Annotated in this window: 12 protein-coding genes; 5 read left to right on the top strand and 7 right to left on the bottom strand. The window is 66.0% G+C overall.

The genetic code is table 11. The features are described 5' to 3' along the window. The first annotated feature begins 54 nt into the window (after positions 1–54). From AC0L21_RS18160 to AC0L21_RS18140, 5 genes are read left to right on the top strand one after another with little or no spacing between them, the layout of a single operon-like run. The gene (locus AC0L21_RS18160) at positions 55–531 is read left to right on the top strand and encodes a formate dehydrogenase subunit gamma (protein WP_473263185.1); all 477 of its coding nucleotides are present in this window, start codon (positions 55–57) and stop codon (positions 529–531) included. Further along, positions 528–2,084, top strand: a complete 1,557-nt coding sequence (locus tag AC0L21_RS18155) for a formate dehydrogenase beta subunit (RefSeq protein WP_473263184.1) — start codon at positions 528–530, stop codon at positions 2,082–2,084. The genes AC0L21_RS18160 and AC0L21_RS18155 overlap by 4 nt, the downstream gene beginning before the upstream one ends. A gap of 10 nt (positions 2,085–2,094) precedes the next feature. Next, on the top strand, positions 2,095–4,980 hold the full coding sequence (gene fdhF, locus AC0L21_RS18150; protein WP_473263183.1) for a formate dehydrogenase subunit alpha: 2,886 nt from the start codon (positions 2,095–2,097) through the stop codon (positions 4,978–4,980). 4 nt (positions 4,981–4,984) lie between these two features. Beyond that, on the top strand, positions 4,985–5,812 hold the full coding sequence (fdhD, locus tag AC0L21_RS18145) for a formate dehydrogenase accessory sulfurtransferase FdhD (RefSeq protein ID WP_473263182.1): 828 nt from the start codon (positions 4,985–4,987) through the stop codon (positions 5,810–5,812). Beyond that, positions 5,802–6,035 carry a formate dehydrogenase subunit delta gene (locus AC0L21_RS18140; RefSeq protein ID WP_473263181.1) on the top strand — a complete coding sequence of 78 codons (234 nt, stop codon included), beginning with the start codon at positions 5,802–5,804 and terminating at the stop codon, positions 6,033–6,035. Before fdhD ends, AC0L21_RS18140 begins: the two co-directional genes overlap by 11 nt. Here the strand turns inward: AC0L21_RS18140 and AC0L21_RS18135 are convergent. From AC0L21_RS18135 to ccmE, 7 genes are all read right to left on the bottom strand, one after another. Continuing rightward, positions 5,992–8,979 (bottom strand): bifunctional [glutamine synthetase] adenylyltransferase/[glutamine synthetase]-adenylyl-L-tyrosine phosphorylase, encoded by a 2,988-nt coding sequence (locus AC0L21_RS18135; protein WP_473263180.1) that lies wholly within the window; start codon positions 8,977–8,979, stop codon positions 5,992–5,994. The two genes, AC0L21_RS18140 and AC0L21_RS18135, sit on opposite strands and share 44 nt — an antisense overlap. Next, a complete protein-coding gene (locus AC0L21_RS18130; RefSeq protein WP_473263179.1) occupies positions 8,976–10,430 on the bottom strand; it encodes a sensor histidine kinase in 1,455 nt (484 codons plus the stop codon). Before AC0L21_RS18130 ends, AC0L21_RS18135 begins: the two co-directional genes overlap by 4 nt. Then, positions 10,414–11,094 carry a response regulator transcription factor gene (locus tag AC0L21_RS18125; RefSeq protein WP_035969420.1) on the bottom strand — a complete coding sequence of 227 codons (681 nt, stop codon included), beginning with the start codon at positions 11,092–11,094 and terminating at the stop codon, positions 10,414–10,416. Before AC0L21_RS18125 ends, AC0L21_RS18130 begins: the two co-directional genes overlap by 17 nt. A 283-nt stretch (positions 11,095–11,377) precedes the next feature. Beyond that, the gene (locus AC0L21_RS18120) at positions 11,378–12,961 is read right to left on the bottom strand and encodes a Do family serine endopeptidase (protein WP_473263178.1); all 1,584 of its coding nucleotides are present in this window, start codon (positions 12,959–12,961) and stop codon (positions 11,378–11,380) included. Between the two features lie 231 nt (positions 12,962–13,192). Beyond that, on the bottom strand, positions 13,193–13,675 hold the full coding sequence (locus AC0L21_RS18115; protein WP_473263177.1) for a cytochrome c-type biogenesis protein: 483 nt from the start codon (positions 13,673–13,675) through the stop codon (positions 13,193–13,195). A 4-nt stretch (positions 13,676–13,679) separates the two neighbouring features. Next, positions 13,680–15,662 carry a heme lyase CcmF/NrfE family subunit gene (locus AC0L21_RS18110; RefSeq protein WP_473263176.1) on the bottom strand — a complete coding sequence of 661 codons (1,983 nt, stop codon included), beginning with the start codon at positions 15,660–15,662 and terminating at the stop codon, positions 13,680–13,682. Then, positions 15,659–16,168, bottom strand: coding sequence for a cytochrome c maturation protein CcmE (gene ccmE / locus AC0L21_RS18105; RefSeq protein ID WP_129269379.1), 510 nt, complete (start codon positions 16,166–16,168; stop codon positions 15,659–15,661). Before ccmE ends, AC0L21_RS18110 begins: the two co-directional genes overlap by 4 nt. Positions 16,169–16,199: the final 31 nt, after the last annotated feature.

Raw genomic sequence — 16,199 nt, 5'->3', positions numbered from 1 at the left:
TCGAACGATTCCAAATAGTTTGCGCTGAGCAGACGCTCTGGTTGAGAACGAAGAATGACAGCGGTTTACGAGCCTTGGGACGAAACGCGCGGCGCCGAGATCATCGCCGAACACAGCAAGCAGGAAGGTGCGACGCTGGTGATCCTGCACGCGCTTCAGGAGGCGTTTGGCTACGTGCCGGCGGCCGCCATTCCCATGGTGGGGCAGGCGCTCAATCTGTCGCGCGCCGAAGTGCATGGCGTGTTCACGTTCTACCATGATTTCCGCCACAAACCGGCCGGCCGCCATGTGCTGAAGCTGTGCCGCGCGGAGGCCTGTCAGGCGGCGGGCGGCGACGCGCTGGCTGCGCGTGCGGAGGCGAAGCTCGGCGTATCGCTCGGCCATACCACGGCCGATGACCGCGTCACGCTGGAGCCGATCTACTGCCTCGGACTGTGCGCGACAGCGCCGTCCGCGATGCTCGACGGCCGGCTGATCGGCCGACTCGATGAAAAGCGTATCGATGCTCTCGTTGCGGAGGCGCAGCGATGAGCATCCGTCTATATGTCTCTCGCGATGCCGGTGCGCTTGCGGTCGGCGCCGACGAGGTCGCGCTGGCGCTGGAGCAGGCTGCAGCCAAGCGTGGCATTGCCATCCAGATCGTCAGGACCGGCTCGCGCGGCCTGTACTGGCTCGAACCGCTGGTCGAGGTCGCGACGCCGCAGGGCCGGATCGCGTTCGGCCCTGTGACCGAGACCGATGTGCCCTCCCTGCTCGACGCGCTCGCGAGCAACACGCCGCATCTACTGCGGCTCGGGGCCACCGACGAGATCCCCTGGCTCAAGCGCCAGACCCGCCTGACCTTCGCGCGCTGCGGCGTGATCGACCCGCGCTCGCTCGACGACTACCGCGCCCACGGCGGCTACAAGGGCCTGGAGCGCGCGCTGTCGCTCGGCTCGGAAGCGATCCTCAATGAAGTAACCGCGTCCGGCCTGCGCGGCCGCGGCGGCGCGGGCTTCCCGACCGGCATCAAGTGGAAGACGGTCGCGCAGGCGAAAGCGGATCGCAAGTTCATCGTCTGCAACGCCGACGAAGGCGACAGCGGCACCTTCGCCGACCGCATGATCATGGAAGGCGATCCCTTCCTCGTCATCGAGGGCATGACGACCGCCGGCATCACCGTCGGCGCGACCAAGGGCTACATCTACATCCGCAGCGAATATCCGCACGCCGTCGAGACGATGAATGCGGCCATCCAGGCGGCGAAGCGCGGCGGCTATCTCGGCGCGAACATTGGTGGTTCCACGCATAGCTTCGATCTCGAGGTCCGCGTCGGCGCCGGCGCTTACGTTTGCGGTGAAGAGACCTCGCTGCTGGAAAGCCTAGAAGGCCGGCGTGGCATCGTGCGCGCAAAGCCGCCACTGCCCGCGCATCAGGGCCTGTTCGGCAAGCCAACCGTCATCAACAACGTGCTGTCGTTCGCCGCCATCCCCTTCATCCTGGCCGAAGGCGCCAAGGCCTATGCCGATTTCGGCATGGGTCGCTCGCGCGGTACGATGCCGATCCAGCTCGCCGGCAACATCCGCCACGGCGGGCTGTTCGAGACCGCGTTTGGCGTCACGCTCGGCGAGCTCGTCGACGACGTCGGCGGCGGCACGTTCACGGGCCGTCCGATCCGCGCGGTGCAGGTCGGCGGTCCGCTCGGCGCCTACTTCCCGCGCGCGCTGTTCGACACGCCGTTCGACTACGAGGCCTTCGCCGCGCGCGACGGCCTGATCGGCCATGGCGGCATCGTCGTGTTCGACGACAGCGTCGACATGCGCAAGCAGGCGCGTTTCGCCATGGAATTCTGCGCCATCGAATCCTGCGGCAAGTGCACGCCATGCCGGATCGGTTCGACCCGCGGCGTCGAGACCATCGAGAAGATCATCAACGGCGAGCGCGTGCGCGAAAACCTCGCACTCGTCGAGGACCTCTGCAACACCATGAAATTCGGCTCGCTCTGCGCGCTCGGCGGCTTCACGCCCTACCCCGTGCTCAGCGCATTGAAGCACTTCCGGGAGGATTTCGTCCCGGCCCCGACCACGCTTCAGGCCGCGGAATAGGAGAACGACAATGTCTCTGATCGAAGAGATCGACTTCGGTACGCCGGGCTCGAAATCGGAAACGATGGTGACGCTGACCATCGACGGCAACCAGGTCACGGTGCCCGAGGGGACCTCGATCATGCGGGCGGCGATGGACGCCGGCCACCAGATCCCGAAACTCTGCGCGACCGACATGGTCGACGCATTCGGCTCGTGCCGGCTTTGCGTCGTCGAGATCGAGGGCCGCGCCGGCACGCCGGCCTCCTGTACCACGCCTGTCATGTCCGGCCTGATCGTGCACACCCAGAGCGAACGGCTCAAGAAGCTGCGCAAGGGCGTGATGGAGCTCTACATCTCCGACCATCCGCTCGACTGCCTCACCTGCGGTGCCAACGGCGATTGCGAGTTGCAGGACATGGCCGGCGCCGTGGGCCTGCGCGACGTCCGTTACGGCTATGAAGGCGAGAACCACGTCTTCGCCAAGACACCGGGCAAGTCCAATGGCGAGCTCAACGCCGCCTGGATGCCGAAGGACGAGTCCAACCCGTACTTCACCTACGATCCCTCCAAGTGCATCGTCTGCTCGCGCTGCGTCCGCGCCTGCGAGGAGGTGCAGGGCACCTTCGCGTTGACGATTTCCGGCCGCGGCTTCGACAGCCGCGTGTCGCCCGGCATGAGCGAGAGCTTCCTCGGCTCCGAATGCGTCTCCTGCGGCGCCTGCGTGCAGGCCTGCCCGACCGCGACGCTGACCGAGAAATCCGTGATCGAGATCGGCCAGCCCGAACATTCGGTCGTCACCACCTGCGCCTATTGCGGCGTCGGCTGCGCCTTCAAGGCCGAGATGCGCGGCGAGGAAGTCGTCCGCATGGTGCCGTACAAGGACGGCAAGGCCAATCGCGGCCACTCCTGCGTCAAGGGTCGCTTCGCCTGGGGGTACACCAATCACAAGGAACGCATCCTCAATCCGATGATCCGCGAACGGATCGAGGATCCCTGGCGCGAAGTGTCATGGGACGAGGCATTCTCGTTTGCAGCCGACAGGATGCGCGGCATCCAGAGGAAATACGGCCGCGACGCTATCGGCGGCATCACCTCGTCCCGCTGCACCAATGAAGAAACCTATCTGGTGCAGAAGCTGATCCGCGCCGGCTTCGGCAACAACAATGTCGACACCTGCGCCCGGGTCTGCCACTCCCCGACCGGCTATGGCCTCTCGACAACGTTCGGTACCTCTGCCGGCACGCAGGATTTCGACTCGGTCGAGGACACCGACGTCGTCGTCGTCATTGGTGCCAACCCCGCTTCGGCCCACCCGGTGTTCGCCTCCCGCCTGAAGAAGCGGCTGCGCCAGGGCGCCAAGCTGATCGTGATCGATCCGCGCCGTACCGAGATGGTCGAATCGCCGCATGTGAAGGCGCTGCACCTGCCGCTGATGCCCGGCACCAACGTTGCGGTGATGACGGCGCTGGCGCATGTGATCGTCACCGAAGGCCTCGTCGACGAAGCCTTCGTGCGCGAACGCTGCGACTGGAGCGAGTTCGAGGAATGGGCGGCGTTCGTCGCCCAGCCGAACAACAGCCCGGAAGCCACCGCCATCCTCACTGGCGTCGATCCGAAGGATCTGCGCGAAGCAGCGCGCGTCTACGCCACCGGCGGCAACGGCGCGATCTATTACGGTCTCGGCGTCACCGAGCACAGCCAGGGCTCGACCACCGTGATCGCGATCGCCAACCTCGCGATGGCCACAGGCAATATCGGCCGTCCCGGTGTCGGCGTGAACCCGCTGCGCGGCCAGAACAACGTGCAGGGCTCCTGCGACATGGGCTCGTTCCCGCACGAGCTGCCCGGCTACCGCCACATCTCGGGTGACGCCGTGCGGGACCAGTTCGAGGCGCTGTGGAACGTCAAGCTCAACCCCGAGCCGGGCCTGCGCATTCCCAACATGTTCGACGCCGCGGTCGAAGGCACGTTCATGGGGATCTACGTGCAGGGCGAGGACATCCTGCAATCCGATCCCAACACCAAGCATGTGGTAGCGGCGCTATCGGCGATGGAATGCGTGATCGTCCACGACCTCTTCCTGAACGAGACCGCAAACTACGCCCATGTGTTCCTGCCGGGCTCCAGCTTCCTCGAGAAGGACGGCACCTTCACCAACGCCGAGCGCCGGATCCAGCGCGTCCGCAAAGTGATGACGCCGAAGAACGGCCTCGCCGACTGGGAGGTCACCATCGGCCTCGCCAGGGCCATGGGCTTCGAGATGAGCTACAGCCACCCTTCCGAGATCATGGACGAGATCGCGGCGCTCACCCCGACCTTCGCCGGCGTCTCCTATGCCAAGCTCGACGAGCTCGGCTCGGTGCAATGGCCCTGCAACGAGAAGGCGCCCGAGGGCACGCCGGTGATGCATATCGACGGCTTCGTCCGCGGCAAGGGCAAGTTCGTCGTCACAGAATATGTCGCGACCGACGAACGCACCGGCCCGCGCTATCCGCTGCTGCTCACCACGGGCCGCATCCTCAGCCAGTACAATGTCGGCGCGCAGACCCGGCGCACCGAGAACGTGGTCTGGCATGCCGAGGACCGGCTGGAGATCCATCCCCACGATGCCGAACAGCGCGGCGTGCGCGACGGGGACTGGGTGCGGCTGAAGAGCCGCGCCGGCGAGACCACGCTGCGTGCGGAGATCACCGATCGCGTCGCGCCCGGCGTCGTCTACACCACCTTCCACCATCCGGACACGCAGGCCAACGTCATCACGACCGACTATTCGGACTGGGCGACCAACTGCCCCGAATACAAGGTCACGGCAGTGCAGATCTCGCCGTCGAACGGCCCGTCCGACTGGCAGAAGGCCTACGATGCACAGGCGCGGCATTCCCGCCGGATCGCGCCGGCCGAGGCTGCGGAGTAGCGGCATGCACGTGCCGGTCCAGGCCATCGACCGCGAGATCTGGCGCGACGGTGTCGCGTCGGAAGGAGCGCGGCTGATCCCGGAGGAGACGCCGCTGGCGCTGACCTACAATGGCGGCACCTACGCCGTCATGATGGGAACGCCGCAGAACCTCGAGGATTTTGCGGTCGGCTTCAGCCTGGACGAAGGCATCATCAAGTCCGTCGATGACATCAAGTCGCTCGAAATGGTCCGCCTCGACGATGGCATCGAGCTGCGCATGTGGTTGGCGCCCGACAATGCCGCGCGCATCAGCGAGCGCCGCCGTCACATCGCCGGCCCGACCGGCTGCGGCATCTGCGGCATCGACTCGATTGCCGAAGCCGTGCGGCCTGCAGCCGTCGTGCCGCGGGGACAGACGTTTACGCCCGAGCAGGTCATGGCGGCGATGCAGACCATCGCACCGTTGCAATCGATCAATTTGCAAACCCGCGCCGTTCACGCCGCCGCGTTCTGGTCGCCTGCCGGCGGTATCGTCGCGCTGCGGGAGGATGTCGGCCGCCACAACGCGCTCGACAAGCTCGCCGGCTCGCTGGCGCGCAGCCGCACGGTTGCAAGCGGCGGCATCGTGTTGCTGACGAGCCGCGTCTCGGTCGAGATGGTGCAGAAGACCGCCGCCATCGGCGCGCCGGTGATGGTCGCCGTCTCCGCGCCGACCGCACTCGCGGTGCGCACCGCGGAGGCCGCCGGCATCACGCTAATTGCCATTGCCCGCCAGGACGGGTTTGAAGTGTTTTCGCATGGCGGCCGGGTTGTCGCCCGTCATGCCACGGAGGTTGCCGATGTCGCCTGACCGCCTGATCTACATGGCCAACCAGATCGGCACGTTCTTCCGAAGCCAGGGCCACGACAAGGCCGTGCCGGGGATCGCCGACCACATCAAGAAATTCTGGGACCCGCGGATGAAGCGAGCGATCTTCACCCATCTCGACGCCGGCGGCGTGGGCCTGGAGCCGAACGTGCGCGAGGCGCTCACCTCGCTGAAGCCGACGACGTCCCTTCCAGCAGCGCCTTGAAGACACGGCGCACCTCGCTCTGCGTCTCCTTCACGCGCGCCTGCAGCGAGGAGAAATGCGGCGCATCGCCCGCGCGTGCCATCACGCGCAGAAGGTCGGTGCCGGCGGTCTCGGGCTTGAACCGGTCGCTGACACAGAGCCGCAGGATCTGCGTCAGGTCGTGATAGAGCCGCGCCGCGGCCCGCAATATCTCGGTCTCCGATTGCGCGAGCACACCGAGCCTGCATGCATTTTCCAGCACCTGCATGGTGGCGACGTCGAGAATCTCCGGCGTCTCGTGAGCATGCACGAGCTGGAGATATTGCGCGATGAAGTCGATGTCGACCATGCCGCCGGCGGCATATTTAAGATCCCAGCAATCGGCCTCGCCCTTCTCCTGGGCGATCGCACGCCGCATGTCGGCAACGTCGTTGGCAGTGATTGCGGGATCGCGGCGACGGGTCAGGACATCGCGGATGACGCGCTCGATCCGTTCCCCGAATTCGGGCGAAGCCGACACCACGCGCGCGCGCGTCAGCGCCATGTGCTCCCAGGTCCAGGCCTCGTTGGCCTGGTAGTCCGCGAACGAGACCAGGCTCGAGGCCACAGGGCCGGCACGCCCCGAGGGGCGCAGCCGCATGTCGATTTCGTAAAGCACCCCGTAATTGGTGCGCGTCGTGAACGCGCTGATCAGGCGCTGGGTGAAGCGGGCGAAGTAATGGGCACCTTGCAATGACTTCGCACCGTCGGAGTCCGGATTGTCGCCGTCGAAATCGTAGAGCAGGATCAGGTCGAGATCGGACGAAGCCGTCATCTCGCGGCTGCCGAGCCGGCCCATCGCGATGATCGCGGTCTCCTGCCCCTTGATCCGGCCATGCTGGGCGGCGAAGCGGTCGGCGACGAGGCCATGCACGGTATGCACGATGCCCTCGGCGACGTCGGCAAAGGCCGTGCTCGCCTGCTGCGCCGAGACCGTGCCCGAGAGAATGCGCGTGCCGATCAGGAACAGGCTCTCCTGCCCGAACAGGCGCAGGCGGTCGAGGAACTCCTCGTAAGAGCCGGCATCCTGCACCGTCATCGCAAGCCGCCCCGACAATTCCTGCCTGTCGGGCATGGCGCCGAAGAAGCGCGGATCAATCAGGCCGTCCATGAGCTGCGGCTGCCGCGCCAGCATCTCGCCGAGCCGGGGCGCCGCGCCCAGCACCAGGGCCACGAGCGCGACGAGATCGCGATTCTGGCCGAGCAGCGTGATCAGCCGGCCGCCGCGCTGAAGCGCTCCAAGGAACTGGTCGAACGCCACGACGGCCCGATCCGGCTCCTCGGCATGAGCGAGACCGTCGATCAGGGCCGGCACGAATTCGACGAATGCGTTTCGCGTCGCCTCGACGCGGAACACGCGGTACTCGCCGGTGAGCCAGTCACGCACGGTCTGCGCGACGGCAGCAGGCTTCTTGAAGCCGAGCGTCGCCAGGTACTGAAGCAGCCGCGGATCGTCGGGACCCGCACTGTAGTCGAGCGCCGGCAGCTTGGCCGTGCCGGTCGGATCGTCGCCCTCGAACAGTTTTTCGTAGTGACCCTGCACGATCTCGAGCTGACGCAAAAGGTCGCGGGCAAAGGCCTCGCGATCCGGATAGCCGAAGAACCAGGCGAAACGCTCGACCGCCTCCTTGTCCTCGGGCAGCGTGTGGGTCTGCTCGTCCGCGATCATCTGGAGGCGATGCTCGACCCGGCGCAGGAATTGGTACGCCGTGGTCAGCTCGTCGCGCGCCGCAAACGTGATCCAGTTGCTGGAAGCGAGCACGCCAAGCGCGGCAAGCGTCGGCCGCACCCGCAGCTCAGGATGGCGGCCACCGGCGATCAATTGCTGGGTCTGGGCGAAGAACTCGATCTCGCGGATTCCGCCGCGCCCGACCTTCACATTATGTCCTTCGACGGCAACCTCGCTCTGGCCGCGATAGGTCTGCATCTGCCGCTTCATGTCGTGGACGTCGGCAAGCGCGGCAAAGTCGAGATGCTTGCGCCAGACGAAGGGCGCGATCTCCGCGAGCAGCGCCTCGCCCGCCCTGGGATCGCCGGCGCAGGCTCGCGCCTTGATCATCGCGGCGCGCTCCCAGGTACGCCCTTCCCGCTCATAATAGTTCAGCGCGGCGTCGCGCGAAATCGCCACCTGCGTCGAGGATGGATCGGGACGCAGGCGCAGATCGACGCGGAAGACGTAGCCGTCATAAGTGCGCTGCTGGAGAATGCGTGCCATCCCCTGCGTCACCCTCACGAAGAATGGCTGGGGTTCGATATCCGGAGCCAGCGTCGTATGGTCGGGATCGAAGAACACGATGAGGTCGATATCGCTGGAATAGTTCAGCTCGCCTGCGCCCATCTTGCCCATCGCAAGCACGATCAGCCCGCAGCCCTCTTCCGGCGCCTCGGGATTGGGCGGCAAGAGCTTGCCGCGTGCGGCTTCCTGCCGCAGGAGGTATTGAAGCGCTGCCCGCACCGAGGACACCGCGAGATCGGTGAGCGCTGCGGTCACCCGCATCACCGGCCAGACCCCGCCGATGTCGCACAGCGCGATCAGGAGCGCGGCCTCCGCCTTCATGCGGCGAAGCAGCCGCATCGCCTCGGCTTCATCGGATGCCGCGAGCACGGCGCCGTTCGCCTCGGTGATCAGCGTGGCGAGATGCGCATCCGGATCGCATTCCAGCAGCCGGATCAGGCGCTGCGGATCAGCGCGCACCAGCTCGAACAGATAAGGCGAGAATTCCGCGATGCCGGCCAGAATGCCCCGCGCAAAGCGATGAGCCAGCAGCGCTTCAAGACGGGCAGATTGCGCGGGCTCGAGCTCGGCCAGCCAGCTTTCAAAACGTCCTTGGTCGGTGGCGGAAGCGGCAATATGGGGAGCCTCCGCGAAGCGTGCGGCAAGTCTCTCACCATGCTCGTCCGCGTTTCCCGGCGCGGAATGGTTCATGCCACCTTCTGTGACACATCCGGTGTTGGAGGAGCAACCCTGTCGCCCGCGCGCGCCGGCAGCACCAGCGTGGCGACGAGACCCGGATGGGCATCGCCCAGCCGCAATTCGCCGCCATGCAGCGTTGCAACCGCAGATGCAAGACTGAGGCCGAGTCCGGAGCCCGGCAGCGTGCGGCTGGCTTCAAGCCGCACGAATCGCTCGACGGCATGCTTGCGGTCGGCCTCGGGTATACCGGGGCCGCAATCGGTGACGCTGAGCAGCACCTGGTCGCCCTCGCGTCTCGCCTCGATCGTGATCTGCCTTGAATCCAGGCTGACCACGGTTCCGCCCGTTAGCGCGACCGGCTTGCCGTATTTGATCGCATTCTCGACCAGATTGGCGAGCGCCTGGCTGATCAGTTCGCGGTTGGCGTGCACCGGCGTCGGATCGGCCTTGACCTTCAAGGTCATGCCGTCGTCTTCAGCCAGCGGCTCGTAGAGTTCGTGGATGCCGTGTGCGACATCGGCCGCGTCGAAATCGTCCATGTTGCCGCGCGCCTGCCCGGACTCGGCACGCGCGATCATCAGCAGCGCGTTGAAGGTACGGATCAGGCCGTCAGATTCCTCTATGGTCCGCTCCAGCGCGGCGCGGTAGTCAGCCTCACTGCCTGATTTCGCCAGCGCCTCCTCGGCGCGGTTGCGCAGGCGTGTCAGCGGCGTCTTGAGATCGTGGGCGATGTTGTCGGAGACCTCCTTCAGCCCCGCCATCAGCGCCTCGATCCGCTCCAGCATCGCATTGAGGTTTTCGGCGAGGCGGTCGAGCTCGTCACCGCTGCGTCCCACCGGCAGGCGCTCGCTGAGATCGCCGGTCATGATGCGATGGGCCGTCCCGGACATGGCGTCGATGCGCCTGAGCACCCTGCGCGCGACGAAGATCCCGCCGCCCAGGCCAAGCACCACGACGATCAGCACCGACCATTGCGCGGCCTTGGCGACGATGCCGAACAGGCGCCGCCGCTCGGCGAGGTCGCGGCCGATCAGAAGCCGGAAGCCATTCTCCAGCTCGGTGACGCGCACCAGGGCGCGATGGTCGCGCTCGTCCGCATCCTCGATGCGCCGATACGCCGTCTCCGACCAGCCGCGCGTCGCCATCACGCCGGGCGCCAGCGAGCCGACATTGCCGGCGATCGCCTGCCCGGTCGGCGTGGTCACGAGGTAGAGGTTGGCCCCCGGCCGCAGCGCCCGGTACTCAATCGCGCGCACGAGGCCGACCAAGCCGCGGCGGCCGTAGATCTCGTTGATCTCCGAGGTCTCGGCATTGACCGTCTGCGTGATTTCCTCGGTGATCAGCCGCCGCGTATTCCAGGCGAAATAGGCCAGCAGCGAGGCTGCGAACATCGCGAACAACAGCAAATAGACCAGCGTCAGCCGGAATGCCGTGGTGCGGACGAGTTTACCGAATGCCGTCACGGATCATGTATCCCGCGCCGCGGATCGTGTGCAGCAGCGGCCGCTCAAAACCCTTGTCGATCTTGGAACGCAGCCGTGAAATGTGCACGTCGATCACGTTGGTCTGCGGATCGAAATGATAGTCCCAGACGTTCTCCAGCAGCATGGTGCGGGTCACCACCTGGCCCGCATGCTTCATCAGATATTCGAGCAGGCGGAATTCGCGCGGCTGCAGCGTCAGCTCGTCCTTGCCGCGCGCGACGCGGTGGGAGAGCCGGTCGAGCTCGAGATCGCCGACCCGGTACAACGTGTCCTCGGCCGGACCGCCGCGGCGGCGCGACAGCACCTCGACCCGGGCCAACAGCTCGGCGAAGGAATAGGGTTTCGGCAGATAGTCGTCCCCGCCGGCGCGCAGGCCCTTGATGCGGTCGTCGACCTGGCCAAGCGCGGAGAGAATCAGCACCGGCGTCGAATCGTCCTTGTCGCGGAGCGCGCCGATCACCGACAGGCCGTCCCGCTTGGGCAGCATGCGGTCGACCACCAGCACGTCGTAGTCGCCGTTCTCCGCCATGGCGAGGCCTTCCTCGCCGTCGGCGGCGTGGTCGGCAATGTGCCCGACCTCGCGAAACGCCTTCACGAGGTAGTCGGCAGATTCGCGGTCGTCTTCGATGATGAGGAGGCGCATCGTGCGTTCGGCAACGGTCAAGGGAGTGAACCTTCTCTAAACATGGCGCGAGCGGCAATCGCATGCAAGCCGAGTGAGAGACTCTGGCATGGAGAAAAAGGCGGGCGGTGAAGCTGGGGGGACTTCACCGCCCTAGGCCTTCCGACGGAGGGGGGCGTATTCCACCGGAAGGTAGACAGGGGAAGCAAACGTTGCGCTGCTCCCCCGAAGGGCGCCGTCGGCGGGGGCGACTGATGCCGGCGACACCCTTCATCTCGGAGGCCTCCTGAGGCCCAGTCCTTGGTTAGCCCTTGGCGATGGGCACCGCGACGAAGCGCGACTGGCCGCCGCTCTTCACCCGCATCAGGACGCTGTTCTTGTTGTCCGTCCGCGCCGTGTTGATGGCGTCGCGGACTTCGCCGGCGGTGCTCACGCTCTTGCCGCCGACTTCGAGGATCACGTCACCTTCCTTGAAGCCGCGTTCGGCTGCGGCGCTCTTCGGATCGACTTCGGTGACCACGACGCCTTCCTTGCCGGCCCCGGCCACGGAATCGGCGGGCGCGACGGTCATGCCGAGCTTGGGCACATCGGTGCCGCGGCTCGCGCCCTTGCCGCTGTCCTTGTCGATGTCGGCCTTGGCCTCGATCGTGTTCGGCAGCTGGCCGAGGGTGAGGTTCACCACCTTGTCCTGGCCCTTGTGCAGCACGTTGAGCTTCACGGTCGCGCCGGGCGCCAGGCCGCCGATGGTACGGGCGAGCTCGCGCGCGTCCTTGACCGATTCGCCGTTGACCGACGTGATCACGTCACCGGACTCGATGCCGGCCTTGGCCGCCGGACCATTCGCCTGCGGCTCGGCAACCAGCGCACCTTCGGCCTTCTTCATGCCGAGGCTGTCGGCGATGTCGGGTGTCACTGGCTGAATCTGCACGCCGATCCAGCCGCGGCTGACCGAGCCCTTGTCCTTGAGCTGCGCCACCACGCTCTTCACGGTGCTGGCGGGGATCGAGAACGCGATGCCGACGCTGCCGCCGGAAGGCGAGTAGATCGCGGTGTTGACGCCCATCACCTCACCGTTGGTGTCGAAAGCCGGACCGCCGGAATTGCCCTTGTTCACGGGCGCATCGATCTGGATGAAATCGTCGTAGGGGCCGTTGCCGATGTCGCGGCCGCTGGCCGAGACGATGCCCGCAGTTACCGTGCCGCCCAGCCCGAACGGGTTGCCGACCGCGAGCACCCAGTCGCCGATCCGCGGCTTGCCGTCGGCAAGCTTCGCGAACGGGAAGCTCGAGCTGCCCTCGACCTTGATCAAGGCGAGGTCGGTGCGCTGGTCGGTGCCGATCACCTTGGCGGTGTAGGTCTTGCCGTCGTCGGTCGTGACCTCGACCTTGTCGGCGCCGTCGACCACGTGATTGTTGGTCACGGCAAAGCCGTCAGCCGAGATGAAGAAGCCGGAGCCCTGGCCCTGCACGACGCGGCCACGACCGCCACCGCCCTTCAGGCCCGGGATGCCATCCGGACCGCCGAAGCGACGGAAGAAGCGCTCCATCGGCGAGCCCGGCTGGAACGGCGACTGCGCGTCATCGCCATCATCATTGCTCGCGGTCTTCTCCTTCATGTTGACCTTCACCGAGATCACTGACGGTTTCACGCGCTCGACAATGTCGGCGAAACCGATCGGGCGCTCGACCTTGCGGACCTCGTTGTTGACCTGTGCATGCGCGGGGCTCGAGAACAGGTCGGCCGGCGAGGTCGACGTGCCGAAGCCGTAGACGGCGGCGCCGAGGCCGGCGACGACCGATGCCATCAGCGCGATCTTGCGGGCCGAGAAAACGGACCGGCGAGGCTGCCGGTAGGACGGAAGTTTCGAGAGGTCGGAACGGTCGGTCATGCAGAGATCTCCAGGGCCTTGAAATCCATTTGGTACCTGACGGCGGCACCTTACGGACCTGAAGATGGGGGCTGCCGCCTTACCGTGCGCTGGCGGGAGGGTTAAACTTTTGTAATGAACTGGGAATGCGGATGCGGCAGTTTATCGCGGCCGAAAGTCGTGAACCGGCAGGAACTTAACAAGGTTCCAGCAACGCCCGCGCGGTGCGGCTTGATGCGCGCAGCAACGTAGCTAGCGCGATGTGGCCTCGTCCGACATCAATGCAGCGAGACGCGCCTCTTCCTCGGGCGTGAGCGGCGGAGCCGGGATGTCTGCACCATTTCGCGCGCGCCGGCGGATTTGCAGCCATAGCGCCAGGCCGCCGCCAATCAGCAGCAGCGGCGCGAGCAGCCACAGCAGCATGTTCTGGCGCTCGAAGCGTGGCTTGAGCAGCACGAACTCGCCGTAGCGCGCGACCAGGAAATCGAGCACTTGCGAATTGCTGTCGCCGGCCGCGATGCGCTCGCGCACCAGGAGCCGCAAATCGCGCGCCAGCGGCGCATCGGAATCGTCGATCGACTGGTTCTGACAGACCATGCAGCGCAGCTCGCGCGACAAGTCGCGTGCACGCGACTCCTTCGCAGGGTCCAACATGATCTCGTCCGGCTGCACGGCATGCGCCGCAGGCAGGGCTAGCAGCATCAGCGCGATGAACGCGACCATCATTCGACGCATCGGATCACTCCGCCGGCTGCAGGCGCTGCTTGGTCCGCGCCGGTTTTGGCGCACCCACCCGCAGGCGCCGGTCCGACAGCGACAGCACGCCGCCGAACGCCATCAGCACAGGTCCCCACCAGATCAGCAGCACCAGCGGCTTGTGATAGATGCGCACGGCGATGGCGCCCTCGGCGGTGGCGTCGCCGAGCGAGATGTAGAGCTGGCTTGCGCCGCGCGTCAGCAGGGCGGCCTCGGTGGTCGAGGAGCCGCGGGTGGTGAAGCTGCGCTTGGACGGCGTCATCACGCTGAGCTTCTCACCGTCACTGCTGACGTTGAATTCGGCGAGCATCTCGCGGAAGTTCGGCCCTTGACGCTGAAACAGACCGTCGAGCTTCACGTCATAGCCGGCGACATGGGCGACGTCGTTCTGTTTCATTGTCGCGATATATTCGCTGTTCCAGGTGGTCTCGCAGACGATCCCGATCAGCGCGACGCCGAGACCGGCATGCGCAAACGCGGAGCCCCAGGCCGAGCGCGGCAGGCCGCGGGCCCGATGCAGTGCCGTTGCGAACGGTAACCGCACCAGGCCGATCCGCTCGGCGATATCTGTGACGGCACCGGCGATGACAAAGACGCCAAGTCCGATTGCCAATGGCGCGAGCGCGCTGCCGCCGAGCACCCAGCCCCAGACCATGGCGACGGCGACGAGCCCGGCAACGCCGGCCGCGAGCAGACGCTGGGTGACGCCGAGCAGATCGCCGCGCTTCCAAGCCAGCATCGGCCCGAACGGCACGGCGAGCAGCAATAGCGTGAACAGCGGAGCGAAGGTGAGATTGTAGAAGGGAGCACCGACCGACATCTTGAAATCGGCAAGCATCTCCATCGCCAGCGGATAGAGCGTACCGAACAGCACCACCGCGCAGGCGACCGTGAGCAGCAGATTGTTCAGCACCAGCGCGCCCTCGCGCGAGATCGGCGCGAACAGGCCGCCCTGCTTCAACGACGTCGCGCGCCCCGCGAACAGCGACAGGCTGCCCCCGATGAACAGGCAGAGAATCAGGAGAATGAACACGCCGCGGGTTGGATCGGTCGCGAAGGCATGAACCGAGGTGATGACCCCCGAGCGCACCAGGAAAGTGCCGAGCAGCGACAGCGAGAATGTCAGGATCGACAAGAGGATGGTCCAGACCTTCAACGCGTTGCGCTTCTCCATCACCAGCGCCGAATGCAGCAGCGCTGTTCCGGCAAGCCACGGCATCAGCGAGGCGTTCTCGACCGGGTCCCAGAACCACCAGCCGCCCCACCCCAGTTCGTAATACGCCCAGTAGGAGCCCATGGCGATACCGAGGGTCAGGAAGATCCAGGCGACCAGCGTCCATGGCCGCACCCAGCGCGCCCACGCGGCATCGATCCGCCCCTCCAGCAACGCCGCGATCGCGAAGGAAAACGAGATCGAGAAGCCGACATAGCCGAGATAGAGCATTGGCGGATGCACGGCGAGACCGATGTCCTGAAGCACCGGATTGAGATCGCGTCCCTCGATCGGCGGGTTGGCGATGCGCAGGAACGGGTTGGAGGTCACAAGGATGAAGAGATAGAAAGCGCTGGCGATCCACGCCTGTACGGCCAGCACATGCGCGCGCAGCGACAGCGGCAGATTATTGCCGAAGGCCGCGACCAATCCGCCGAACAGCGCGAGGATCGACACCCACAAGAGCATCGAGCCTTCATGGTTTCCCCACACGCCGGTGATCTTGTAGAGCAGCGGCTTCATGGAGTGGGAATTCTCGTAGACGTTGACGACGGAGAAGTCCGACTCCACGTGCAGCATCACCAGCGCGATGAACGACGCACCGACGAACAGAAGCTGCGCCAGCGCAGTGGAGCGCGCCACATTCATCAGCGCGTCATCGCGCAGCCGCGCGCCGATCAGGGGCACGATGGACTGGATCAGTGCCAGCCCGAGCGCCAGCACCAGCGCATAATGTCCCGACTCCGCGATCACCGCACTGCTCCCTGCGAATTGCCCTGCGCGGTCGTGGCCGCGGGCTTGACGCCGTCGGAAGCCTTGGCGCCGTAATCATCCTTCCAGTGCCCCTGCTTCTTCAGGGCATCGGCGACGTCCTTTGGCATGTAGGTTTCGTCGTGCTTGGCAAGCACGGTGTCAGCCTTGAACACGCCATTGGCGTCGAGCGCGCCTTCGGCGACGACGCCCTGCCCTTCCCGGAACAGATCAGGCAAAATGCCCTTGAAGGCGACCGGAAGCTTTGCACCGCCGTCGGCGACCTCGAAGGTCACTGCGAGATTGTCGCCGCGCTGGAGCGAGCCGGGCTGCACCAGGCCGCCGAGGCGAAACCGCTTGCCGGGCGCAACGTGCTTCTCGGCGACCATGGTCGGCGTCGAGAAGAATACGATCGAGTCGCGTAGCGCGTTGAGCACCAGCGCGGCCGCCAGCGCGAGCACGGCAAGCGAGCCGCCGATGATGGTCATACGTCGCTGCTTGCGCGTCATGGCGTATCCGTTCCCTGCCCGTCTCGTCCTG

The organism is Bradyrhizobium sp. WSM4873 (genome assembly GCF_055811355.1).
Note: the sequence above shows the minus strand (reverse complement) of the source record. Positions and strands in the feature narration are given on the sequence as shown.

What these genes read in the sequence shown, in the direction of transcription:
- AC0L21_RS18160 (WP_473263185.1), top strand. Translation starts at nt 55, where the DNA reads ATGACAGCGGTTTACGAGCCTTGGGACGAAACGCGCGGCGCCGAGATC.
- AC0L21_RS18155 (WP_473263184.1), top strand. Translation starts at nt 528, where the DNA reads ATGAGCATCCGTCTATATGTCTCTCGCGATGCCGGTGCGCTTGCGGTC.
- fdhF (WP_473263183.1), top strand. Translation starts at nt 2,095, where the DNA reads ATGTCTCTGATCGAAGAGATCGACTTCGGTACGCCGGGCTCGAAATCG.
- fdhD (WP_473263182.1), top strand. Translation starts at nt 4,985, where the DNA reads ATGCACGTGCCGGTCCAGGCCATCGACCGCGAGATCTGGCGCGACGGT.
- AC0L21_RS18140 (WP_473263181.1), top strand. Translation starts at nt 5,802, where the DNA reads ATGTCGCCTGACCGCCTGATCTACATGGCCAACCAGATCGGCACGTTC.
- AC0L21_RS18135 (WP_473263180.1), bottom strand. Translation starts at nt 8,979, where the DNA reads ATGAACCATTCCGCGCCGGGAAACGCGGACGAGCATGGTGAGAGACTT.
- AC0L21_RS18125 (WP_035969420.1), bottom strand. Translation starts at nt 11,094, where the DNA reads ATGCGCCTCCTCATCATCGAAGACGACCGCGAATCTGCCGACTACCTC.
- AC0L21_RS18120 (WP_473263178.1), bottom strand. Translation starts at nt 12,961, where the DNA reads ATGACCGACCGTTCCGACCTCTCGAAACTTCCGTCCTACCGGCAGCCT.
- AC0L21_RS18115 (WP_473263177.1), bottom strand. Translation starts at nt 13,675, where the DNA reads ATGCGTCGAATGATGGTCGCGTTCATCGCGCTGATGCTGCTAGCCCTG.
- ccmE (WP_129269379.1), bottom strand. Translation starts at nt 16,168, where the DNA reads ATGACGCGCAAGCAGCGACGTATGACCATCATCGGCGGCTCGCTTGCC.